Source organism: Tamlana carrageenivorans (assembly GCF_002893765.1).
Lineage (GTDB): Bacteria > Bacteroidota > Bacteroidia > Flavobacteriales > Flavobacteriaceae > Pseudotamlana > Pseudotamlana carrageenivorans.
On the sequence record NZ_CP025938.1, the window covers coordinates 1,022,554 to 1,044,589 of the forward strand.

23 protein-coding genes are annotated in these 22,036 nt (G+C 35.2%); 15 read left to right on the plus strand and 8 right to left on the minus strand.

The window, feature by feature from the left end:
- The first annotated feature begins 29 nt into the window (after positions 1 to 29).
- The 11 genes from C1A40_RS04685 to C1A40_RS04735 all read left to right on the plus strand — a co-directional run bounded on the left by C1A40_RS04685 (position 30) and on the right by C1A40_RS04735 (position 11,284).
- Positions 30 to 968 carry a bifunctional riboflavin kinase/FAD synthetase gene (locus C1A40_RS04685; protein WP_102994882.1) on the plus strand — a complete coding sequence of 313 codons (939 nt, stop codon included), beginning with the start codon at positions 30 to 32 and terminating at the stop codon, positions 966 to 968.
- Positions 958 to 2,268: an HTTM domain-containing protein gene (locus C1A40_RS04690; protein WP_102994883.1), complete on the plus strand. Its 1,311-nt coding sequence runs from the start codon at positions 958 to 960 to the stop codon at positions 2,266 to 2,268. The genes C1A40_RS04685 and C1A40_RS04690 overlap by 11 nt, the downstream gene beginning before the upstream one ends.
- Before the next feature lie 73 nt (positions 2,269 to 2,341).
- On the plus strand, positions 2,342 to 3,613 hold the full coding sequence (gene serS, locus C1A40_RS04695) for a serine--tRNA ligase (protein WP_102994884.1): 1,272 nt from the start codon (positions 2,342 to 2,344) through the stop codon (positions 3,611 to 3,613).
- 531 nt (positions 3,614 to 4,144) lie between these two features.
- Positions 4,145 to 5,920, plus strand: coding sequence for a tetratricopeptide repeat protein (locus C1A40_RS04700; protein WP_102994885.1), 1,776 nt, complete (start codon positions 4,145 to 4,147; stop codon positions 5,918 to 5,920).
- 38 nt (positions 5,921 to 5,958) lie between these two features.
- Positions 5,959 to 6,282, plus strand: a complete 324-nt coding sequence (locus C1A40_RS04705; RefSeq protein WP_102997134.1) for a DUF4286 family protein — start codon at positions 5,959 to 5,961, stop codon at positions 6,280 to 6,282.
- Positions 6,283 to 6,337: 55 nt separating this feature from the next.
- The gene (gene rsmA / locus C1A40_RS04710) at positions 6,338 to 7,132 is read left to right on the plus strand and encodes a 16S rRNA (adenine(1518)-N(6)/adenine(1519)-N(6))-dimethyltransferase RsmA (RefSeq protein ID WP_102994886.1); all 795 of its coding nucleotides are present in this window, start codon (positions 6,338 to 6,340) and stop codon (positions 7,130 to 7,132) included.
- Positions 7,133 to 7,152: 20 nt separating this feature from the next.
- Positions 7,153 to 8,526, plus strand: a complete 1,374-nt coding sequence (gene mgtE / locus C1A40_RS04715) for a magnesium transporter (RefSeq protein WP_102994887.1) — start codon at positions 7,153 to 7,155, stop codon at positions 8,524 to 8,526.
- Between the two features lie 93 nt (positions 8,527 to 8,619).
- Positions 8,620 to 9,477 carry a YicC/YloC family endoribonuclease gene (locus tag C1A40_RS04720; protein WP_199287741.1) on the plus strand — a complete coding sequence of 286 codons (858 nt, stop codon included), beginning with the start codon at positions 8,620 to 8,622 and terminating at the stop codon, positions 9,475 to 9,477.
- A gap of 39 nt (positions 9,478 to 9,516) precedes the next feature.
- Positions 9,517 to 10,107: a guanylate kinase gene (gene gmk, locus C1A40_RS04725; RefSeq protein ID WP_102994889.1), complete on the plus strand. Its 591-nt coding sequence runs from the start codon at positions 9,517 to 9,519 to the stop codon at positions 10,105 to 10,107.
- A gap of 13 nt (positions 10,108 to 10,120) precedes the next feature.
- Complete coding sequence (gene nadD, locus C1A40_RS04730) at positions 10,121 to 10,699, plus strand: nicotinate (nicotinamide) nucleotide adenylyltransferase (protein ID WP_102994890.1); 579 nt, start codon at positions 10,121 to 10,123, stop codon at positions 10,697 to 10,699.
- 186 nt (positions 10,700 to 10,885) lie between these two features.
- The gene (locus C1A40_RS04735) at positions 10,886 to 11,284 is read left to right on the plus strand and encodes a hypothetical protein (protein WP_102994891.1); all 399 of its coding nucleotides are present in this window, start codon (positions 10,886 to 10,888) and stop codon (positions 11,282 to 11,284) included.
- 128 nt (positions 11,285 to 11,412) lie between these two features.
- Here C1A40_RS04735 and C1A40_RS04740 read toward each other — a convergent pair whose 3' ends face one another.
- On the minus strand, positions 11,413 to 12,345 hold the full coding sequence (locus C1A40_RS04740; protein WP_102994892.1) for a nicotinic acid mononucleotide adenyltransferase: 933 nt from the start codon (positions 12,343 to 12,345) through the stop codon (positions 11,413 to 11,415).
- Positions 12,346 to 12,478: 133 nt separating this feature from the next.
- Here C1A40_RS04740 and C1A40_RS04745 point away from each other — a divergent pair, with 133 nt between their 5' ends.
- Positions 12,479 to 13,480 (plus strand): NAD(P)H-dependent glycerol-3-phosphate dehydrogenase, encoded by a 1,002-nt coding sequence (locus tag C1A40_RS04745; RefSeq protein ID WP_102994893.1) that lies wholly within the window; start codon positions 12,479 to 12,481, stop codon positions 13,478 to 13,480.
- Positions 13,481 to 13,507: 27 nt separating this feature from the next.
- Here the strand turns inward: C1A40_RS04745 and C1A40_RS04750 are convergent, their stop codons facing one another.
- The 7 genes from C1A40_RS04750 to C1A40_RS04780 form a co-directional block, all read right to left on the minus strand.
- Positions 13,508 to 13,903, minus strand: a complete 396-nt coding sequence (locus C1A40_RS04750) for a hypothetical protein (RefSeq protein ID WP_102994894.1) — start codon at positions 13,901 to 13,903, stop codon at positions 13,508 to 13,510.
- Between the two features lie 175 nt (positions 13,904 to 14,078).
- Entirely contained in the window at positions 14,079 to 15,311 is a 1,233-nt protein-coding gene (gene clpX, locus C1A40_RS04755) for an ATP-dependent Clp protease ATP-binding subunit ClpX (protein ID WP_102994895.1), read from the minus strand.
- Between the two features lie 73 nt (positions 15,312 to 15,384).
- Positions 15,385 to 16,059 carry an ATP-dependent Clp endopeptidase proteolytic subunit ClpP gene (clpP, locus tag C1A40_RS04760; RefSeq protein ID WP_067145023.1) on the minus strand — a complete coding sequence of 225 codons (675 nt, stop codon included), beginning with the start codon at positions 16,057 to 16,059 and terminating at the stop codon, positions 15,385 to 15,387.
- Positions 16,060 to 16,198: 139 nt separating this feature from the next.
- Entirely contained in the window at positions 16,199 to 17,527 is a 1,329-nt protein-coding gene (tig, locus tag C1A40_RS04765) for a trigger factor (RefSeq protein ID WP_102997135.1), read from the minus strand.
- Between the two features lie 216 nt (positions 17,528 to 17,743).
- Positions 17,744 to 18,085: a phage holin family protein gene (locus C1A40_RS04770; RefSeq protein ID WP_102994896.1), complete on the minus strand. Its 342-nt coding sequence runs from the start codon at positions 18,083 to 18,085 to the stop codon at positions 17,744 to 17,746.
- 26 nt (positions 18,086 to 18,111) lie between these two features.
- On the minus strand, positions 18,112 to 18,873 hold the full coding sequence (locus C1A40_RS04775) for an alpha/beta fold hydrolase (RefSeq protein WP_102994897.1): 762 nt from the start codon (positions 18,871 to 18,873) through the stop codon (positions 18,112 to 18,114).
- The gene (locus tag C1A40_RS04780; RefSeq protein ID WP_102994898.1) at positions 18,873 to 19,586 is read right to left on the minus strand and encodes a pyridoxine 5'-phosphate synthase; all 714 of its coding nucleotides are present in this window, start codon (positions 19,584 to 19,586) and stop codon (positions 18,873 to 18,875) included. Before C1A40_RS04780 ends, C1A40_RS04775 begins: the two co-directional genes overlap by 1 nt.
- Before the next feature lie 88 nt (positions 19,587 to 19,674).
- On the opposite strand from C1A40_RS04780, the gene C1A40_RS04785 reads away from it, so the two are divergent.
- From C1A40_RS04785 to porG, 3 genes are all read left to right on the plus strand, one after another.
- On the plus strand, positions 19,675 to 20,334 hold the full coding sequence (locus tag C1A40_RS04785; protein WP_102994899.1) for a CBS domain-containing protein: 660 nt from the start codon (positions 19,675 to 19,677) through the stop codon (positions 20,332 to 20,334).
- A 3-nt stretch (positions 20,335 to 20,337) separates the two neighbouring features.
- Positions 20,338 to 21,225, plus strand: a complete 888-nt coding sequence (locus C1A40_RS04790) for an NAD kinase (protein WP_102994900.1) — start codon at positions 20,338 to 20,340, stop codon at positions 21,223 to 21,225.
- Between the two features lie 122 nt (positions 21,226 to 21,347).
- The gene (gene porG / locus C1A40_RS04795; RefSeq protein WP_102994901.1) at positions 21,348 to 22,034 is read left to right on the plus strand and encodes a type IX secretion system protein PorG; all 687 of its coding nucleotides are present in this window, start codon (positions 21,348 to 21,350) and stop codon (positions 22,032 to 22,034) included.
- Positions 22,035 to 22,036: the final 2 nt, after the last annotated feature.

Genomic DNA, 22,036 nt, shown 5'->3' on the forward strand with positions numbered 1-22,036 from the left:
ACTATAAGTATTAGGTTTTAATTCATTAAATGCGAAAAGTTAAAAATATAGAAACGTACCATTCTGTTGAGCCAGCAGTTGTTACTATTGGTACTTTTGACGGCGTTCATATCGGTCATCAAAAAATAATAAAACGCTTAATAACAACCGGTAAACAAGAAGGTTTAAAATCTGTTATTCTTACCTTTTTCCCGCACCCCAGAATGGTTTTACAAAAAGATGCTAACATCAAACTGATAAACACCATCGAGGAGCGTCATGATATCCTAGACTCCTTAGGCTTAGATTATTTAATCATTAAAAAATTCACTAAAGAATTTTCTAGAATTTCTGCCGAAGACTTTGTTAAAGACATTTTAGTAGATAAAATAAACGCTAAAAAGGTTATTATTGGCTACGACCACCGCTTTGGTAGAAACCGAAATGCCGACATTAACGACTTAATAGCTTATGGTAAAACTTATGGATTTGAAGTTGAGGAAATATCGGCACAAGATATTAACGATGTTTCGGTAAGCTCAACTAAAATAAGAAAAGCTTTAGAAGCAGGTGATATTGTAAAAGCCAACGCCTATTTAGGATATCCCTTCATGCTTTCGGGCGAAGTAATTAAAGGTAAAGGCTTAGGAAAACAATTAAGTTTCCCAACAGCAAACCTTAAATTGACGGCCGATTATAAAATCATCCCAAAACAAGGCTCCTATATTGTGCGTTCCACAATAGACGAAAAAACGGTTTTTGGCATGATGAATATTGGCACCAACCCTACCGTAAACGGCAAAAAACAATCGGTTGAAGTCCACTTTTTCGATTTTGACAAGAACCTGTATGGTGAGACCTTAAAAATTGAATTTTTACACCGATTAAGAGACGAGGAAAAATTCGATTCGGTTGAAGCGCTCACACAGCAACTCATTAAAGACCGCAAAACTGCGCTTGAATACATCGCCGAAAACCATGCTGAATAAGTGGTTTTTTAAACATATAGACAACTCGGCTTTAATTGTTTTTCGAATAATTTTCGGGGGTCTTTGTTTTTTAGAAACCGTAGGAGCTATTTTTACTGGATGGATTAAACGCACCTTAGTCGAACCCCGTTTTACTTTTAATTTTATAGGTTTCGAGTGGCTACAACCACTTCCTGGCGATGGCATGTATTATTACTATGCCATTATGGGGGTTTTAGGTTTACTCATTATGGTTGGGTATAAGTACCGCTTAAGCATGATTTGTTTTACACTCATGTGGACAGCCAGCTACCTCATGCAGAAGTCCTCGTATAACAACCACTATTATTTGTTAATCCTTATTAGCAGCCTCATGGTGTTTCTTCCTGCCAACACTTATGCCTCGGTAGATGCCAAGCTAAACCCAAAACTAAAAAGCAACAGCATGCCGCAATGGTGTCGCATTGTTATTATTTTACAGTTATTCATTGTGTACACCTATGCTTCTATAGCAAAATTATATCCCGATTGGCTGGATGCAACGGCCATGGAGACCTTAATGAGTGGTAAACGCAATTATTTGCTAATTGGCAAATTACTGCAACAAAAAGGCGTGCAGTATTTTTTAGCCTACGGCGGTATTTTATTTGACGGCCTTATTGTACCGCTTCTGCTCTATAAGCCAACTCGAAAATATGCCTTTGCCGCTTCAATCGTATTTCATCTTTTTAATTCGATTGTGTTTCAAATTGGTATTTTCCCTTATTTATCGCTGGCTTTTACACTGTTCTTTTTTCCTTCAGAAGTCATTCAAAAAATATTTTTAAAGAAAAAACCCCATTACGATGCCTCGGAAATCGTTGTACCCCATTACAAACCGATTTTTTTAGTCATTTTCTTCATCTATTTCATCATACAAATAGGCCTGCCGCTTCGTCATCATTTTATTGCTAGTGATGTCCTATGGACGGAAGAAGGTCATCGTTTATCCTGGCGAATGATGCTTAGAACGAAACGTGCAAGAACCACCTATTGGATTGAAAACAAAGCCAATGGCAAACGACTAAAAATGAATCTTCGCGACCATTTAACACGAAAACAAGTGCGAACCGCTAGCGCTAAACCCGATGTTATTTGGCAGTTTTCTCAATATCTTAAATCCCATTATAAATCTTCGGGAATGGATATTGGGGTTTATGTAGATTGCCAAGTAAGCGTGAATGGCAAAGCTTACCAAACCCTTGTTAATCCTGATATCGACATCGCCAACCAACCTTGGGAAGTCTTTAAACACAGTCCTTGGCTATTACCTGCTAAGTAATCGTAAAATTCGTGAGTGCTTTCGTTTAGAATTCTTCGTAATTCCCTAAATTTGCAGCTTAAATTTTTACAACATGTTACAAGTTCCTTTTATTAGAGAAAACAAAGAATTGGTCGTTGAGCGTTTAGCAAAGAGAAATCTTAATGCGGTTCAACTGGTTGAAGATGTTATTACTTTTGATGAAGACAGACGCCGTTTGCAAGCAGAATTAGACAATACCTTAGCCGAATCCAACACCCTTTCCAAAGAAATAGGAAACTTATTTAAATCTGGTCAAGCCGAAAAAGCCAACGAGTTAAAGGCAAAAACAAGCTTACTAAAAGAAACATCTAAAGAACTTTCGGAATTGCTAAATGCCAAAGCCGATGCTTTAAATGAATTGTTGTACAAAATCCCAAATGTCCCTAATGAACTAGTACCTCAAGGAAACTCTGAAGACGACAATGAAGAGGTTTTTAAAGCTGGAGAGATTCCTTCTTTACATGAAGGCGCCTTACCTCATTGGGAATTAGCAAAGCAATACGATATTATTGATTTCGAATTAGGAAATAAAATTGCAGGTGCAGGTTTCCCTGTTTATAAAGGAAAAGGCGCGCGTTTACAACGTGCTTTAATTGCTTACTTTCTAGATAAAAATACAGCTGCAGGCTATACAGAATATCAATTACCACACGTGGTAAATGAAGCTTCAGGTTTTGGAACAGGTCAATTGCCAGATAAAGAAGGGCAAATGTACCACATCACTGAAGACAACTTATATTTAATCCCAACCGCTGAAGTTCCTGGAACCAACATTTTTAGAGATGTGGTTTTAAATGAAAGCGATTTACCTATCGGAATTACTGGTTACACACCATGTTTCCGTCGTGAAGCAGGAAGTTACGGTGCTCATGTAAGAGGTTTAAACCGATTACACCAATTTGATAAAGTTGAAATTATTCGTGTAGAACACCCAAGCAAATCTTACGAAGCTTTAGACGGCATGGTAAATCATGTGAAATCAATTTTAGAAGACCTTAAATTACCATACCGTATTTTACGTTTATGTGGTGCCGATTTAGGATTTACCTCTGCCCTAACTTACGATTTTGAATTGTTCTCTACAGCCCAAGACCGTTGGTTAGAAATTTCTTCAGTATCAAACTTTGAAACTTTTCAAGCCAATCGTTTAAAACTACGTTTTAAAAACAGCGATGGTAAAAACGAATTAGCGCATACACTTAATGGAAGCTCATTAGCTCTGCCACGTGTTCTTGCAGGTATTTTAGAAAATTGTCAAACTCCAGAAGGTATTGTCATTCCAGAAGTACTACAACCTTACACGGGGTTTAAAATTATTAACTAGGCCTATTAAAAAGAAGTAAAAGATTACAGCATAAATAAGATTTTTAATAAATTATCGACAAACCACACCTTCTAAACGTTATTCAACGATAAAAGTGTGGTTTTTTTGTGTTTTACAATTAAAATCTTCAAGTTAGCCTTACTAACCTACTAGATCTCTAAGACATGAAAAACTTAATACGCCTTGTGTTATTAATTGCCCTCATCGTTTTTGCAAGTCTATTGTTGTCATCTGGTTTTGAATCTACAAAATCAAACAATAAGACCACCAAGATTACTGGTAAGTTATAACCATTGTGTGTTTTTTTTCAAAGTTTAATAAAATAGTCTTTCTTGCGCATACAAGAGCTTAAAGACTGTCCCCAATCGAGTGTTTAATTTAATAGTAGCAATACAAATTATTTTGATTGGTTAATGCCCGGATTTTATTCGGGCATTTTTTTTACCTCACCCCATTCGGTTAGGCCCTGTAAATCTTAAAAAATGCTAATTCCCATACATACAACACAGCACATTGCTTATCTTTACCGCCATGAGAACATTCCTAATTTTATTTCTACTCCTTAGCGCTTCATTAGTTGCGCAGGAAGATATTTTAGCTAAGGAATATTACAAAAATGGGGAATACGAAAAAGCGCTAATCGCTTATAAAAAGCTTTACGACAAATCGCCTTCAAACATCAATTACATCAATCAAATTGTTAGTACCCAACAACAATTGGAACAGTATGATGAAACCCATGCTTTTTTAGAAAGCATTATGAAACGGGTGCATTACCCCGCTTTCCTGGTTGAAATGGGCTATAATTATCAGCTTAAAAAGGACCAAACGACTGCCGAATCGTATTATCAAAAAGCGCTTTTAGCTTTAGACAAACAGCCCACCCAGGTATTTGCGATCGCGCGAGCTTTTCAAACCCATTCCCTTTTGGATCAAGCAGCTCAGGCTTATGAAAAAGCCATGGCCTTAAACTCGAATTTTAATTTCAGTATTCAATTGGCTCAAATTTATGGCGAACAAGGTTTACTCGACAAAATGTTCACCAGTTATATCAATTATGCCGAAAACAATCCTTCCGCGATAAGCGACATTAAACGCGCTATAAATGATTTTATTAGTGAGGATGCTTCAAACGAAAACAACATCCTGTTTAAAAAAATCTTGTTAAAAAAAATGCAGCAAGATCCAAAAACACTATGGAACGCACTTCTAAGCTGGTTATTTATTCAGCAAAAGGAATACAACAAGGCTTTTATTCAAGAAAAAGCTATTTATAACAGAGAACAAAAAAGTCTTTATCGCATTTTTGAATTGGCTCAAATTGCCGCAAACGATGAAGATAGTGACATCGCTAAAGATATTTACCAATATATTATTGACACCTCAACAAGCAAGGACACCAAATTAGATGCCCATTTTAATCTGCTAGAATTAGAGGTGAAAAATAGTAAAAAAGGCGACTATGATCGTATAAAATCTGATTACCAAACGCTTTTATCTGAATATCCTAATAATGATAGAACTCTAGATTTACAAATTTCATACGCTAATTTTCTAGCCTTTTACCTTAATGAAACCAGTGAAGCTGTTAGCTTTTTAGAAGATGTTTTAAAGGCACCCTTATCAAAATTAGAACAGGCACAAGTTAAACTTAAGTTAGGTGATGTATTGGTGCTTCAGGAAAAATTCAACAAGGCGTTAATTTATTATTCACAAATTCAGCGTAATTTAAAAAACAGCACCATATCGCAAGAAGCGCGTTTTAAAGTGGCAAAGGCCAGTTATTACAAAGGTGATTTTAAATGGGCCGAATCTCAACTTAAAATATTAAAATCTTCAACCTCGCAACTCACCGCCAACGATGCCTTAGATTTAAAACTACTTATTAGCGATAATAAATATGAAGATTCCCTTCATACAGCTTTAAAACTCTATGCTAAAGCCGATTTGTTGGCTTTTCAAAACAGAAACGACGAAGCCATTACTTTATTAAATAAAATTTTAGAGGAACACAAAACCGAACCTATCGTAGCTCAAGCTTTATACAAGCAAGCCCAATTGTTTGAAATAGAAGAACAATACGACAAGGCACGGCATAATTACGAAGCCATTATTACCAATTATAGAGACGGCTTATTAATTGACGACGCTTATTTTCATCTGGCAAAAATTTATGAAAATAAGCTTAACCAGCCCGAGAAAGCCAAAGCGTTGTACGAAAAAATCATTTTTAATCACGCCGATAGTATTTTTTTCGTAGAATCTAGAAAACGTTTTAGGGCATTACGTGGCGATGCCATTAATTAATGTTTAAAAACAAAATCGATTACAAAAACATATACAACATGTACATATACAACGAAACCATGAATGTTGATGATGCCGTTCATGATGAATGGCTCGTTTGGATAAAAGCACACATCCCAAAGGTTTTATCGACCGGAAAGTTTGAAAAAGCCACTTTAACGAAGGTTATGGTTGAAGAAGAGTTGGGCGGACAAACTTATTCGGTACAATACAGAAGCTATTCCCGTGAAGCTTTAGATGCTTTTTATCGCGATGAAGCCGAAAAATTTCAATTAGAAGCATTAAAAAAATTTTCCGATAAAATGTTAACTTTCAAAACAGAGCTACAAATTGTAGACGAATATACCGTAAACTTTAAATAACGTAGCTTTGCATAGTAAGTTGTAAGCGCTTTTTACTAATAATAAATCCGAATTCGTGGCACACCATCAAAACCAAAATCAAGTAAAAGCAAAAAAACATTTAGGTCAGCACTTTCTAAATGATGAATCTGTTGCCGAAAAAATTGCCAATACGCTCACCTTAGAGCACTACAAAACGGTTTTAGAAATTGGACCAGGCATGGGCGTGCTTACCAAGTATCTCCTTAAAAAGGATCTTACAACCTATGTTATTGAGATTGATACCGAATCGGTAGCCTATTTACAAGCCAATTACTTAAATCTTGCTCCGCGCATTATTGAAAAGGATTTTTTAAAGTTCGATTTAAACGATGTTTTTAAAGGCGAGCCCTTTGCCATTATTGGAAACTTCCCTTATAATATTTCTACGCAAATAGTATTTAAAACGCTTGAAATGCGCGATCAAATTCCAGAGTTTTCGGGTATGTTTCAAAAAGAAGTCGCACAACGTATTTGCTCTAAAGAAGGCAGTAAGGTGTATGGTATCTTGTCGGTGTTAACACAAGCTTTCTATGATGCTGAATATTTGTTTACCGTACCACCAAACGTTTTTAATCCGCCCCCAAAAGTCGATTCTGGGGTGTTAAGATTAAAAAGAAAAGTAAATTTCACATTACCTTGTGATGAAAAATTGTTTTTTAAAACGGTAAAAACAGCCTTTCAACAGCGACGAAAAACACTTCGTAACAGTTTAAAAACATTCAACATATCCGATAATTTAAAAGCAAACCCTATCTTTGGCAAACGACCAGAACAATTGTGTGTAGAAGACTTTATAGCACTCACCCAATTGATTGAAAACGACGTTTAAACCGCCTAAAACCCCTTAATTTGGCAGAAGAAAAAGAAAACATACAATTTCAACTAACCCACGCCCTTATTGAGCAGGTAGAAAATCTTGTTGAACAACAAAACAACAAAGAACTACAAAAGCTTTTAAAAGAGTTTCACTACGCTGATATTGCCGAAATTCTAGATGAATTAAATCTAGAAGACGCCATGTATGTAATTAAACTTCTGGATTCTGAAACCACCTCCGATATTCTTATGGAGCTGGATGAAGACAATCGCGAAAAAGTATTAAAAAATCTTTCAGCCAAAGAAATCGCCGAAGAGGTTGAAGAACTTGACACCGATGATGCCGCCGATATTATTGCCGAGCTCCCCATAGAGCGCCAGCAAGAAGTAATTTCTAACATTGAAGACATCGAGCATCGTGCCGAAATTAAAGAACTTTTAGCCTATGATGAAGATACCGCGGGAGGTTTAATGGCGAAAGAGCTGGTAAAAGTTTACGATACGTGGACCGTAGCGGGCTGTTTACGTCGTATTCGTGGGCAAGCTGAAGAGGTAACCCGCGTGCACTCGGTTTATGTGGTAGATAAGCAAGAAAAGCTCGTTGGCAGGCTTTCCCTAAAAGATTTGATTGTTGCCAAAAATGATCAAAAAATAGCCGATATTTATATTTCAAATGTAGACTTTGTTAATGTTCATGATGATGCCGAAGAGGTTGTAAAAATCATGCAAAAATACGATTTGGAAGCCATTCCTGTTGTAGACGACAACCACACCCTTTTAGGCCGCATTACTATTGATGATATCGTAGATGTCATGAAAGAAGAAGCCGAAGAAGATTACCTATTAGCGGCTGGTATTACTAGTGATGTCGAACATGACGATAGCATCTGGGAGCTTACCAAAGCACGATTACCTTGGTTATTAATTGGTATGTTTGGAGGTATAGGCGCTGCTAGTATTATTAACGGATTTAGTGATGCCATGCTTAAATACCCTGCATTACTTATGTTTATCCCATTAATTCAAGCTACCGCGGGAAATGTAGGGGTACAATCCTCTGCGATTGTTGTTCAAGGACTAGCCAACAACAGCATTGATGGTAAAATATTTAGCCGATTATTAAAAGAATTTGCCTTAGGCCTTGTAAATGGTATTGCCATTGCAGCCATTGTTTTACTAATTAGCCATTTTATTTTTCAAACCTCCTACCTAGAGTCTATAACTATTTGTGTCGCTTTAATTACCGTTATTATTATGGCAGCACTTATTGGAACTTTTATTCCAATTTTTTTAGACAAAAAAGGGGTAGATGCCGCTGTAGCAACAGGGCCATTCATCACCACGAGCAATGATATTTTCGGAATTTTTATTTACTTTCTAATTGCTAAGCTTATTTTAGGATTTTAAGCTCCATTTATTGAGTTACCCCCTTTTACTACATTTATCTGTTTCCTATACCTATGGTTTTAATTACCTTTGCATAACTTAATACTTCAGCATATGATATATTCAATGACGGGTTACGGAAAATCTGTTTTGCAACTACCTACTAAAAAAGTAACCATAGAGCTAAAATCTTTAAACAGTAAGAATTTAGATTTAAATGCTAGAATGCCTGCAATTTATCGTGAAAAAGAACTTGCCATTCGAAAAGTTTTAGCCGATCAATTGATTAGAGGTAAGGTAGATTTTTCTATTTATGTAGAAACTACTGCTGAAGACACTTCTACACAAATAAACATTCCTGCAGTAAAGCAGTACATGGCTCAGTTAAAAAACATTGTAGATGGAAACGACGTTGAATTACTTAAAATGGCGGTTCGTTTTCCCGACGCTCTAAATACAGTAAGAGAAGAAATTGATGAATCGGAATGGAAAACTATAGAATCCCATATTGAAAACGCTATAAACGATTTAAACAGCTACCGTTTAAATGAAGGTAAAGTTTTAGAAAAAGACTTTAACCAGCGTATTAATACCATTGATCACATTCTCGAAAAGGTGATCACCATGGATCCCGAACGTGTTGAAGGGGTGCGTGAACGTTTATTAAAAGGTATTGAAGAATTAAAAGAAAAATATGATGAAAACCGCTTCGAGCAGGAATTGGTTTATTATATCGAAAAATTTGATATCACCGAAGAGAAAGTGCGCTTAAAAAACCACTTAAACTATTTTACTGAAACCATAAACTCTAAGGATTCTAACGGTAAAAAATTAGGCTTTATTAGTCAGGAAATAGGACGTGAAATTAACACCATAGGCTCTAAAAGCAACTATGCCCCTATGCAACAGTTAGTGGTTCAAATGAAAGACGAATTAGAAAAAATTAAAGAACAACTATTAAACGTGCTTTAATAAAATAAAGAGGTATTTAGCCATAAAAAACAACAAGGTTTGACAGCACAACAAGAAACAAAAAAAGGTAAACTTATTGTATTTTCTGCACCATCAGGCTCAGGTAAAACAACAATTGTAAGACACTTACTGGGTCAAGAATCTTTAAATTTAGAGTTTTCCATATCGGCAACATCTAGAGCAAAACGCGGTAACGAAGTGGATGGCAAAGACTATTATTTTTTATCGACCGACGACTTCAAGCAACACATTAAAAATGACGATTTTTTAGAGTGGGAAGAAGTATATCGCGATAATTTTTATGGCACTTTAAAATCGGAAGTAGAACGCATTTGGTCCAAAGGTAAAAATGTTATTTTCGATATTGATGTTTCTGGAGGTCTCCGTATTAAACGCAAGTTCCCCGATGAAACTCTGGCTATTTTTGTTAAACCACCAAGTGTTGATGAGTTAAAAATTCGTTTAAAAAAACGTAAAACTGAAACCGAGGATAAAATTAATATGCGCGTAGCAAAAGCCTCGGCCGAATTGGCCACAGCACCTTTGTTTGATACCATTGTGGTTAACGACACCCTAGAGCATGCCTTAGAAGAAGCGCATCAAAAAATTAGCGATTTTATTAACTCTTAGTCTTTTTTTGTAAATGAAGATTGGATTGTACTTTGGTTCTTTTAACCCCATTCATATTGGACATATGGTTATTGGAAATCACATCGCAGAATATAGTAATTTAGATGAAGTATGGTTTGTTGTAACCCCACATAACCCCTTTAAAGAGAAAAAAACACTGCTAGCAAACCATCATCGGTTAGAAATGGTATATCGAGCTACAGAACCCTATGATAAACTACAAGCCTGCAATATTGAATTTAACCTACCTCAGCCCAACTACACCATAAATACTTTGGTACATTTACAGGAAAAGTACCCTAATAAAGAGTTTTGTTTAATTATGGGAGAAGACAATCTAAAAAGTTTTCACAAGTGGAAAAACCACCAACTTATTCTTGAAAACCATTTTGTTTATGTTTACCCCAGAATTTCTGAAAACGTAATAGAAACGCCTTTTGATGGACACGAGAAAATCATACATATCAACGCCCCGATTATGCAACTGTCCTCTTCTTTTATAAGAAAATCTATTGCCGCTGGCAAAAATATCCAACCCATGCTTCCGGAACACGTTTGGGAATATATGGATGAAATGAATTTTTACAGATAAAACTTAAAAATTATTCCATAATTCAAACAAAACACTCATAAAAATTTAGAGACGCCTTTATCTTTTTAAAATATCCACATTCATTTAACACACTGTTAACCTGACTATTAGGTATCCATTATATATTTATTCTATTAATTTGGTCTAAGACTCCAATTCTTTTGGACAGGCTAAGAAAAAGATTAAATGAATCTAGAAAAAACGGCCGAATTTTTAGAAAATTTTGACTACAAGTATACACGCCAAGGCAACACTTTAACCATTATCTTGGCTTATAATCACCGAATTTTTATGGATTTTAAAAATCCGAATAAGATAACGATCAAAGATCAGTTGGTAACGTGGAATTTTATAACTGGTGTTCTAAAAATGAGTATTAGAAAAGCCATTATACTAAACCTTGTTTGCAGTATGATATTAAGCATTATCATTGCTTTTTTTAATTTTAAAATTGGAGCTATCGTTTTCTTCTGCTTGGTATTATGGACGACCTATTGGTCTGTGACTCATATTACCAGATATGAAAACCTAAAACATATCTTAACTCACGGCAATAATTCTGCTTTGTACTCCATAGAATCGTGAATACGACTATTACATACAAAATTTCTATATGTAGCCGAAACTCCCCTTAAATCAGAAAAAAAAAAAAGAAACCGCTCAAAGCTATGGACTTTAAACGGTTTCAAACTAAATAACCAACCAAAAAACTCTTATAAAACCCTTGAACTATCTCGTGGGTTATCTTTTCTTTCTTTTTTAAATTTACGTTTTTTCTCTTTTAAGACTGTTTTACCCGTTTTGGTATCTGTCGCTTTTATATATTGGATATAACCTCTACCAGCAAACTCATAAGTTGTATTAGACGATGGCTGATACAGCGAAATGGTCTCGTCATCTATAACGCTCAATTCAAAAAACTCATTGCCGTACTGATCATAATTTAATGTTAAAGTTTTTAAATAGAAATCGTTAGCCACATCACCTACGCCATAAACACCTGTATAATCCCAAAAAACTTGATTAGGATTTAATCCAATGGCATCCTGTGAGCTCTGGAAGGTTTCATCATTTCCTCCAGCTAAAAAGCGCAAATAATTTTCGGCATCAAAGGGATTAGTTGCTCCTGTGTTACTGGTAAATATTTTTTCCCAAGCTTCATAATCCTGTAAGAAATAATGAATGTTGTCGTAAAAAATAAAATCATAATCAAAATTAGAGCGTTGGTAACCATCTAAAAAATAAGAGGTATCGTTATCTGGATTGTATAACTCAATGCGGTTTGCAGAAATTTGATAAACATCGTAGGTAGAAAACCCATCAACATCATGATCTACATCTAAAATCATTTGGTAGGCATCATAAACCCCTACATCAATACCAAAACCATTACCTGTTTCGCCAATACCAGCAATATTATTATTTGCATAAAGCACACCGTTACGAAATGACAAGGTAAAAGCCTTTTGTAACCACGGGGTTTCCCCATAGCCTAAGGTAGCATTAATATCAACGTACCATAACTCGTAAGACCCTAATAATTGATTTAAAGAAATTCCAGGATCAATATCCTCTCTATAATTATCACAGGACGTCAAAAAAACGCCACTTAATACCACTACTAAAAATAATTTTATCGCTTTCATATCTATACAAGTTAAGGATTTCTATCGACTCAATTTCAAAACACGTGCCAAAATCACAAAGGCTTATCATCAAAAGTCAACCACATCATTATTTTTTTATGTATTTTTGACACAGAAATTAGATAGAAATTTCATGGATAAACCATTAAAATATGCCGTTTTCGGAGCAGGAAGTTGGGCTACTGCCATTGTAAAGATGCTTTCTGAAAATTTGAATGAAATTGGATGGTACATGCGTAGTGTTTATACCAAAGAACACTTATTACGCGAGCAGCACAACCCCAATTACTTAAGTTCTGTAGAGTTTCATATAGAACAACTTAAATTAAGTAATGACATTAATGAAATTGCAGAATATGCCGATGTTCTTATATTCGTGATACCTTCGGCTTTTATTCATAGTGAATTAGAAAAACTGAAAGTAGACATTTCTAACAAAATTATCGTATCGGCAGTTAAAGGCATTATGCCTGAAACCGAGCTTTTGGTAGGTGAGCATTTTCATGACATCTATAAAGTACCTTACGAAAATATAGCGGTTATTGCTGGTCCTTGTCATGCTGAAGAAGTGGCTCTAGAACGTTTGTCCTACCTGACTATTTCTTGTGCCGACCAGAATAAAGCCACGGCTATTGCCAATAGCTTAAGCAGTGACTATATAAAAACTAAAATTACAGATGATGTCATTGGTGTGGAATATGCCGTTATGCTTAAAAATATTTACGCTATCGCTGCCGGAATTGCCCATGGTTTAGGTTACGGAGACAACTTCCAAAGTGTTCTTATGAGTAATGCCATTCGGGAGATGAAAAGGTTCATAAAAAAGGTTCATAAAATGAAACGTAACATTAATAATTCGGCGTATTTAGGAGATTTATTGGTAACCGGATACTCTGTTTTTTCACGCAATCGCATGTTTGGCAATATGATTGGTAAAGGCTATACTGTAAAATCGGCGCAAATGGAAATGAACATGGTGGCCGAGGGTTATTACGCCACTAAGAGTGCGCATGAACTCAATCTTAAAAATACCAAGAAAACACAAATGCCTATTATAAATGCTGTTTACGAGATTTTATATGAAAATAAAAATCCGAAGACCGTGTTTATGAAACTCACAGAAAAATTAGACTAACAAGATTCCTGCTTTCGCAGGAATCGGTTATTTCACTAGCACACCTTTTACCGACATGAGCGGCACAGGCTGTAAAGCTTTTAAATTAATGCTGTTTTTACGGAATACATACGTTTTATCATACATTTGGTTGCCTTCAAAAAAAGTCACTTTAAACGTGTTATTTAAAGCAAATAATTCTTCTTGCATCAGTTCTATTTTGGCGTAACTTTTTTTAGGTAGCTTATCTATTTTCTTTCTAAAAACGGAAGTTGTTTTATCTTCAGAATACCCACTGGTTACAATAAGAACCATCTCCAAATCTACATCTTTATCATTAATGATGTAAGCGTTCCAATCTTGAGTTTTATAAATGTCGTTGTATTCATTGACTACTGCTATGTATACAGATTCGACTTTAGGGATTTTAATATCTTCTTTCATCTTGCAAAAATAACAAATTCCTAAATAGACACCTATTTAGTGCTATTTCAAAATTGAGCATTGAGATAAAGAACTGATTTAAATTAAATCCATAAAAAAAAGCAAGTTATTTAGACTTTCAAATAACTTGCTTTTACAACTATGTTTTAAATACTGATTGTGTATACTTAAACCATTATGAAACTGCTTTTAGCTTCTTTAACGTCGTCTTTGTTAATTTATCTTCGGCATAGGCCTTAGTAACATGTAATGTTTTTTCTTTACTGCTTGGCAGTTCAAACATGGCATCGGTTAATATTTCTTCACATAAAGAACGTAAACCTCTTGCTCCTAATTTATATTCTATGGCCTTATCAACTATAAAACCAAGTGCTCCGTCTGTAATAGAGAAATCGATATCGTCCATGTTAAACAATTTCTTATACTGCTTAATAATAGCATTTTTAGGCTGAGTAAGTATGGCTCTTAAAGTTTCTGCATCCAACGGATCCATATAAGTTAGCACCGGTAATCGACCAATAATTTCTGGAATTAGACCAAAATCTTTTAAATCTTTTGGAATAATGTACTGCAATAAGTGGTTATGATCAACGACATCATCAGAAATTGATGCACTATAACCAACGGCTTGCATATTTAAGCGTTTCGATATAACCCGATCAATACCATCAAAAGCACCACCAGCGATAAATAAAATATTTTCAGTATTTACTTCAATAAATTTTTGATCTGGGTGTTTTCTTCCGCCTTTTGGTGGCACGTTAACTACAGTACCTTCTAAAAGTTTTAAAAGAGCTTGTTGTACACCTTCCCCAGACACATCACGTGTTATGGAAGGGTTATCACTTTTTCTCGCAATTTTATCAATTTCATCAATAAAAACGATACCCTTTTCTGCCTTTTCAAGATTATAATCGGCAGCTTGTAATAAGCGGGTTAAAATACTTTCTACATCTTCACCTACATAACCCGCCTCTGTTAAAACTGTGGCATCGACAATAGCCAAAGGCACGTTTAACATTTTCGCAATGGTTTTTGCCATTAAGGTTTTTCCTGTACCTGTTTGACCAACCATCATGATATTACTCTTTTGGATTTCTATATCATCATTGGTAACCGGTTGCAATAAACGCTTGTAATGGTTGTATACGGCCACAGACATGACTTTTTTAGTCACATTTTGCCCTATGATATATTCATCTAAGAAATCCTTGATTTGTTGTGGTTTCCTTAGCTTTAATTCTGCAGATAAATCACTACTGTCACTTTGCTTAGATTCTTCCAAAACAATGCCGTGTGCTTGCTCTATACAGCGATCACATATGTGCGCATCTAGACCAGCAATAAGCAGGTTTGTTTCTGGCTTCTTTCTACCACAAAACGAACATTCTAATTCTTCTTTTGCCATTAATTTTATTTTGAGAGGATTTCAAATACCATAAACCCCTAGATAACAATTATTTAAAATTACAAATTTTTATTTAATTTCGAGCTAAAATTTCATCGATCATACCGTACTCCTTGGCTTTATCGGCTTTCATCCAGTAATCGCGATCACTATCCTGATATACTTTGTCGTAATCCTGCCCAGAATGCTTACTAATAATTTGATAAAGTTCCTCTTTTAAGGTTAAAATTTCTCTTGCTGTAATTTCTATATCACTAGCTTGCCCTTGTGCCCCTCCTAAAGGTTGGTGAATCATCACACGAGAATGTGTTAATCCGCTACGTTTACCTTTCGCTCCAGCACATAATAAAACGGCACCCATGGATGCTGCCATTCCAGTACAAATAGTAGCCACATCTGGTTTTATAAATTGCATGGTATCGTAAATACCTAAACCAGCATACACGCTTCCTCCTGGAGAATTGATATAAATTTGAATGTCTTTATTAGCATCTGTACTTTCTAAAAACAACAATTGTGCTTGAACAATATTTGCCACTTGATCGTTAATGCCCGTTCCTAAAAATATGATTCGATCCATCATTAATCGAGAAAATACATCAAAAACAGCAATATTCATTTGACGCTCTTCTATAATGTTTGGAGTCAAATTTTGAGGATACATACTACTAATAATTTTGTCGTAATATGTGCTGCTAATCCCTTGATCTTTTATCGCGAACTTTTCAAATTCTTTTGCGTAATCCATAGTTTTCTGTCTTATTATTTAATGTTTTATTAATTTTCAAACAAATAACATGAAAATCAATAAAATAAGCGTTTCGTTTAAAAAAAAGCGCTTAAACCTTCTGGTTTAAGCGCTTAAAGATAAACAATTATTCTTTTATTTATTTGTCACCGTAAACTTCTTTAACAAAGTTTTCGTAACTCAATTCTTTAACCTTAAGATTTGCTTTTTCTTTGTAAACAGCTAATAATTTTTGGCTGATTAATTGTTCAGAAATACGACGGGCTTCATCTTGGTTTCCAAGTACACGTGCTGCAATATCTTCTAATTCTTTATCTGATGGGTTTAATTGACCAAATTGCGCCATTTGCCCTTTAATCATTTCTTTGGCGTGATTTTTAATATCGTCCATAGTTACTTGAACGTTATTATCGGTAATCAACTTACCTTCGATTAACTGGTAACGTAAACCTTTTTCAGATTTCTCATACTCTTCTTTAGCTTGATCGGCATCAATTTCTTTTTCACCTGCAGTTTGCATCCACTTCGTTAAGAACTCAGCTGGTAAATCGAATTTTGTGTTTTCAACCAAATATTCGGTAACGTCGTTTAACAATTTCTGATCGGCTTGTTGCGCGAATTGTTTTTCAGCATCTTCCTTGATTTTAGCTTTTAACTCATCAACAGATGTCACTTCACCTTCACCAAAAAGCTTATCAAATAACTCCTGATCTAAATCGGCTAGCTCACGTTCATTAATTTCAGTAATTGTAAAGTTAACTTCAATATCTAAACCATGAACATCGTCATGACTTAATTTTAATGCATGCATTAATTCGTGCTCGTCATTGTAAAGACCTTTAGTTTTTAAGGTAATAACATCACCAACTTTAGCACCTAAAAATTGCTTTGCTGTAGCTTCTCCTTTAAATTTATCTAAAGTTAAAGTTACTGTATTTTCGATTTCTTTTTCTTCGTTTGTAAAAGTTCCTGTAAGCTCACTGTCTTTCTCAACAGCATCTTGAGATACTAATTTCCCGTATTGTTTTTGAATACGCTCAATTTGCTCATCAATCATTTTATCATCGGCAATGATATTGTATTGTGTGATGGCTTTTTTACTTTTTAGCTCTACATCAAATTCTGGTGCAAGCCCTAATTCAAATTCAAATGAAAAATTATCAGCGTCCCAATCAATACCTTCTTGGGCTTTTGGTAAAGGTTGCCCAAGTACGTCAAGTTTTTCTTCTGTTAAATACTTATTTAAAGCGTCTTGTAATAACTTGTTTACTTCATCAACTAAAACAGCTTTTCCGTACTGCTTTTTAACCATGCCCATTGGCACATGTCCTTTTCTAAAACCAGGAATGTTTGCTGTTTTACGGTAATCTGATAAGATTTTCTCAACTTTATCGCTGTAATCTTCCTTAGCGATATCCACTTTAACAACAGCATTTAATGCATCAACGTTTTCTCTTGTAATATTCATTTTAAATGATATAAAGCCTTCAATTAGGCATTTAACAATAAGGTTTTTTTTGTAAAACCTAAAATTAATAGATTCCCGAATTAACGAGCCTGATAATTTCAATGGAAAACTCTAGGCGTCAAAACACGTAGAGTTTGTGCTACTAAAATCGGGATGCAAAAGTAATATATTTTTATATCCTGACAAAGTTTTTAAGAGCTTGATTTTTAGAGTGATTTAATCCTCTTTTATAAGAGAATGAAGTATAGATTCTAGAATAGACAATAGAATACTAAATATAATGGCAGTCCAAATACCGTTTACATGAAACCCGCTAATAAGATTACTTGCCAACAGTATAATTATGGCATTGATAACAAGTAAAAATAAGCCTAGCGTTAAAATGGTTATTGGCAGCGTGAAAATAACTAAAATGGGTTTTACAAAAAGATTTAGTACGGCTAAAATAACCGAAACTATTAGGGCTGTGGTATAGCCATCAACCGTGACACCAGATAAAAAATTTGCCAATAGAAACACGGCAGCAGCAGTTAATAACCATTTTAAAATAAGTTTCATTATTTTAGAATTTAAATTCCTACAATTTACACAAACTTCATCACTTCAGCATAAAAATCTTTTGGATTTTCGGCATGTAACCAGTGCCCTGCGTTAGAAATGGTTACAATATTTGCTTTAGGAAAATGTGTTTTAATAATACGTTCATCACCCACCCCTATATATTCCGAGCGATCGCCACGCAAAAATAAAGTATCGCCATCAAAAGTAGCATGACTTGGCAAGGCCTCACCTACTTCGGCCACTTCATTTTGAAGCCCCTCTAAGTTTATACGTAAACCCAACTGTCCTTTTTCAACCCAATACAAGTTTTTAAGTAGAAATTGTCTGGTTCCTAAATCCTGAACATAGTCACTTAAAACCTTGTCTACTTCTCCGCGACTCTTAACTTCATCAAACTTAATAGCGCTTAATCCGTTTAAAATGGCATCGTGATGCACTGGGTAAAATCTAGGTGAAATGTCGGTTACGATTAATTTAGACACCAATTCTGGGTAAAGGGTAGAAAACATCATGGCTGTTTTTCCGCCCATAGAATGCCCAAGAAGCACGATATCCTGTAAATTATAATATTCGCAATAAAACTTTAGGTCCTCAGCAAGCACTTCATAGCTAAAAGCATCATCGTGAAAACTGCGTCCGTGGTTACGCTGATCAACCAAATGCACTTCATATCCAGACTCGCTAAACTGCATCCCTAAGGTTTTCCAGTTATCGCTCATGCCTAAAAATCCGTGTAATATAACAAAAGGCTTTCCTTCTCCTAAAACTGTTGAATGTAATAGCATTATTTAAGTTTGTTTAAATACATTTGAATTACGTTTTCTACCCCTAAATACAAGCTTTCGGTAATTAAGGCATGACCTATAGAAACTTCCAATAAATTAGGGATTTCATCCTTAAAAAATTTGATATTCTCCAAAGACAAATCGTGTCCAGCATTAATACCCAAATCAAGTTCGTTTGCTAATCTGGCACTTTCAAAGTAAGGTTTTATAGCATCTTTATTTCCCAAACTGTATTGATGCGCATAAGCTTCGGTATACAATTCTATACGATCTGTTCCTGTAAGTTTGGCACCTTCTATTTGTGCTAAAACAGGATCTACAAAAATAGAGGTTCGAATGCCGTTATTTTTAAATTCCTGAATCACATCAATTAAAAAATCTTTGTGTTTAATCGTATCCCAACCAGCATTACTGGTAATCGCGTCGACCGCATCTGGCACCAGTGTTACCTGCGTTGGCTTAACCTCTAGAACTAAATCCATAAACGACTTTACAGGGTTTCCTTCAATATTATATTCGGTGTACACCTCTGGTTTTAAATCGCGTGCATCTTGATACCTAATATGTCTTTCGTCTGGTCTGGGGTGAATGGTAATCCCTTCGGCACCAAAACGCTGGGCATCTTTTGCAAACCCTACCACATTAGGCACATCGCCACCACGAGAATTTCTTAACGTTGCGATCTTATTGATGTTAACACTTAACTTTGTCATATATCGGTTTTAAAAAGCAAAAATACAAAGTAGAACAGCCTATCATACTTTTTTTTTGATTAATTTGCAGTCCAATTCAACAGGAATTATGAAACTCTCAGAATATATTATAAACGACATAAAGCCATTGAAGATCGAGAGCAGGGTAAGTGATTTACAGTTGCTTTTCAACCAGCTAACCTTTTCTCACATTCCTATATGTAATGAAAACAATGCTTTTACAGGTAGTTTTTCTGAAGCCGATGCCTATTGTTTTGAGAAAACTAAATCCTTATTAGAATACAAATACGCCATTGAAGATTTTTTTGTTCAGGACACCGCCTTATGGCTTGATGTTTTAGAAGCTTTTGCTAAAAATTCTACAAATATGATGCCCGTTCTAAATGATAAAAATGAGTATTTGGGCTACTACGAACTTAACGACATTATTAGTTTGTTTAGTGACTCTCCTTTTTTTACTGAATCTGGCGACGTTTTAGTTATAGAAAAGGGCATCAACGATTATTCCTTTAGTGAAGTTAGTCAGATTGTCGAATCCAATGGCGGTAAAATACTAGGTGCTTTTATTTCTAAAACGGGCAGTGATTTAACTCAAATTACGCTAAAAATTGGACAAACAGATATTACAGACGTTATTCAAACTTTTAGAAGATACAGCTATAATATTGTATCTGGCCATGAACAGGATGGCTATATTGAAACCCTAAAAGAGCGTTCGGATTATTTAAAAAAATACTTAAACATATAATATATGAAAGTTGCCGTTTTCGGACGATTTTACAATAAAAACACATCTGTTTCAGTAGAAAGATTATTTAATTATCTCTTGAAAAAAAACATCGATGCCTATATCGAAACCCATTTTTTCAACCTTATAAGAGAAAATTCAGCTCAAATTAACGATTTCAGCTCCTTTAAAACTTTTGACACCTTAGATACTTCCTTCGATTTTTTAGTAAGTATTGGAGGCGATGGCACCATTTTAAGAGCCATTACTTTTGTTAAAGATATCGATATCCCAATAATTGGCATAAATACAGGACGTCTGGGTTTTTTAGCCACCATTCAAGTCGATGTTATTGAAAGTGCCATGCAAAATATTATTGATGGCAATTACAAAATATCGGAACGCAGCTTGCTAGCCGTAGAAACATCGCCAGAAAACGACGCCATAAGCGTCATGAATTTTGCGCTCAATGAAGTAGCTGTGAGTAGAAAAAACACCACTTCCATGATTACGGTGGAAACCCATTTAGATGGTGAGTATTTAACATCCTATTGGAGTGACGGGTTAATACTATCGACACCAACGGGTTCGACAGGATATTCTTTAAGTTGTGGCGGCCCCGTAATTACGCCTAGCACCAATAGCTTTGTATTAACACCCATCGCCCCTCATAATTTAAGTGCCCGCCCTTTAATCATACCAGATTCTACAGAAGTTCACCTCAGAGTTAGTGGTCGTGAAGAAAACCATTTAGTGTCTTTAGACTCCAGAATAGCCACACTTGATAACGGCACTTTAATTAAAATTAAAAAAGCCGATTTCAAAATAAAAATGATTGATCTTCTAGACGAAAGCTTCCTAATTACTTTACGAAAAAAACTGCTTTGGGGAGAGGACAAACGCAACAACTAACCTAACTAACAACACCTATAAAAGCAATAAATATAAAGAAATGCTGTTTTACACTAAGACTATTTAGTTCTATGTGCTACAAACTAATCTTATTTATTATATTTGCAAACTTTTGAATTTTTATGAGGCATTTAACCCTATTGATAATAAGCATATTAAGCATCCATTTCTGTCAAGCTCAAATTCATGAAATTGGTGGTTTTGCTGGAGGAAGTAATTTAATTGGCGATGTTGGTTCTACGGAATACATCGCACCCAACGCCCCGGCACTCGGACTCTTATACCGGTGGAACAGAAGCAGCAGATACTCGTGGAGAGCATCGATTATCTATTCCGATTTAAAAGCATACGACTCCAAATCGGACGACCCTAGACGCATACAGCGCGATTACGACTTCGACTCTAACCTATTAGAAATCGCTGCAGGAATGGAATTCACCTTTTTAGATTTCGATTTACACTCTGGAAAAAAAGAATTCACGCCTTACCTATTTAGCGGTATTAGCACCGTACGTCATGGCAATTACTATTTTTCCAATGGACAACAAACTTCTGAAAACAAATCAAGTTGGGCTTTTGCAATTCCAATGGCCGTTGGAGTTAAAGCTAAAATAATTGGAAACTTTGTTATAGGTGTAGAGGTTGGCGCTCGCTACACATTTACCGATGAGATTGACGGTAATGTTCCTAGCTCAGACAATTTAGACTCAAATAAATTTGGAAATATAAACAATAACGACTGGTACATGTTTTCAGGATTTACCTTAACCTATACTTTTGGGCAAAACCCCTGTTATTGCGTGAAATAAAA

What these genes read in the sequence shown, in the direction of transcription:
- clpP (WP_067145023.1), bottom strand. Translation starts at nt 16,059, where the DNA reads ATGGATTACGCAAAAGAATTTGAAAAGTTCGCGATAAAAGATCAAGGG.
- C1A40_RS04705 (WP_102997134.1), top strand. Translation starts at nt 5,959, where the DNA reads ATGTACATATACAACGAAACCATGAATGTTGATGATGCCGTTCATGAT.
- nadD (WP_102994890.1), top strand. Translation starts at nt 10,121, where the DNA reads ATGAAGATTGGATTGTACTTTGGTTCTTTTAACCCCATTCATATTGGA.
- serS (WP_102994884.1), top strand. Translation starts at nt 2,342, where the DNA reads ATGTTACAAGTTCCTTTTATTAGAGAAAACAAAGAATTGGTCGTTGAG.
- C1A40_RS04740 (WP_102994892.1), bottom strand. Translation starts at nt 12,345, where the DNA reads ATGAAAGCGATAAAATTATTTTTAGTAGTGGTATTAAGTGGCGTTTTT.
- C1A40_RS04785 (WP_102994899.1), top strand. Translation starts at nt 19,675, where the DNA reads ATGAAACTCTCAGAATATATTATAAACGACATAAAGCCATTGAAGATC.
- C1A40_RS04685 (WP_102994882.1), top strand. Translation starts at nt 30, where the DNA reads ATGCGAAAAGTTAAAAATATAGAAACGTACCATTCTGTTGAGCCAGCA.
- C1A40_RS04690 (WP_102994883.1), top strand. Translation starts at nt 958, where the DNA reads ATGCTGAATAAGTGGTTTTTTAAACATATAGACAACTCGGCTTTAATT.
- tig (WP_102997135.1), bottom strand. Translation starts at nt 17,527, where the DNA reads ATGAATATTACAAGAGAAAACGTTGATGCATTAAATGCTGTTGTTAAA.
- porG (WP_102994901.1), top strand. Translation starts at nt 21,348, where the DNA reads ATGAGGCATTTAACCCTATTGATAATAAGCATATTAAGCATCCATTTC.
- C1A40_RS04775 (WP_102994897.1), bottom strand. Translation starts at nt 18,873, where the DNA reads ATGCTATTACATTCAACAGTTTTAGGAGAAGGAAAGCCTTTTGTTATA.
- C1A40_RS04745 (WP_102994893.1), top strand. Translation starts at nt 12,479, where the DNA reads ATGGATAAACCATTAAAATATGCCGTTTTCGGAGCAGGAAGTTGGGCT.
- C1A40_RS04750 (WP_102994894.1), bottom strand. Translation starts at nt 13,903, where the DNA reads ATGAAAGAAGATATTAAAATCCCTAAAGTCGAATCTGTATACATAGCA.
- C1A40_RS04790 (WP_102994900.1), top strand. Translation starts at nt 20,338, where the DNA reads ATGAAAGTTGCCGTTTTCGGACGATTTTACAATAAAAACACATCTGTT.
- C1A40_RS04780 (WP_102994898.1), bottom strand. Translation starts at nt 19,586, where the DNA reads ATGACAAAGTTAAGTGTTAACATCAATAAGATCGCAACGTTAAGAAAT.
- clpX (WP_102994895.1), bottom strand. Translation starts at nt 15,311, where the DNA reads ATGGCAAAAGAAGAATTAGAATGTTCGTTTTGTGGTAGAAAGAAGCCA.
- C1A40_RS04735 (WP_102994891.1), top strand. Translation starts at nt 10,886, where the DNA reads ATGAATCTAGAAAAAACGGCCGAATTTTTAGAAAATTTTGACTACAAG.
- C1A40_RS04770 (WP_102994896.1), bottom strand. Translation starts at nt 18,085, where the DNA reads ATGAAACTTATTTTAAAATGGTTATTAACTGCTGCTGCCGTGTTTCTA.
- C1A40_RS04720 (WP_199287741.1), top strand. Translation starts at nt 8,620, where the DNA reads ATGATATATTCAATGACGGGTTACGGAAAATCTGTTTTGCAACTACCT.
- C1A40_RS04700 (WP_102994885.1), top strand. Translation starts at nt 4,145, where the DNA reads ATGAGAACATTCCTAATTTTATTTCTACTCCTTAGCGCTTCATTAGTT.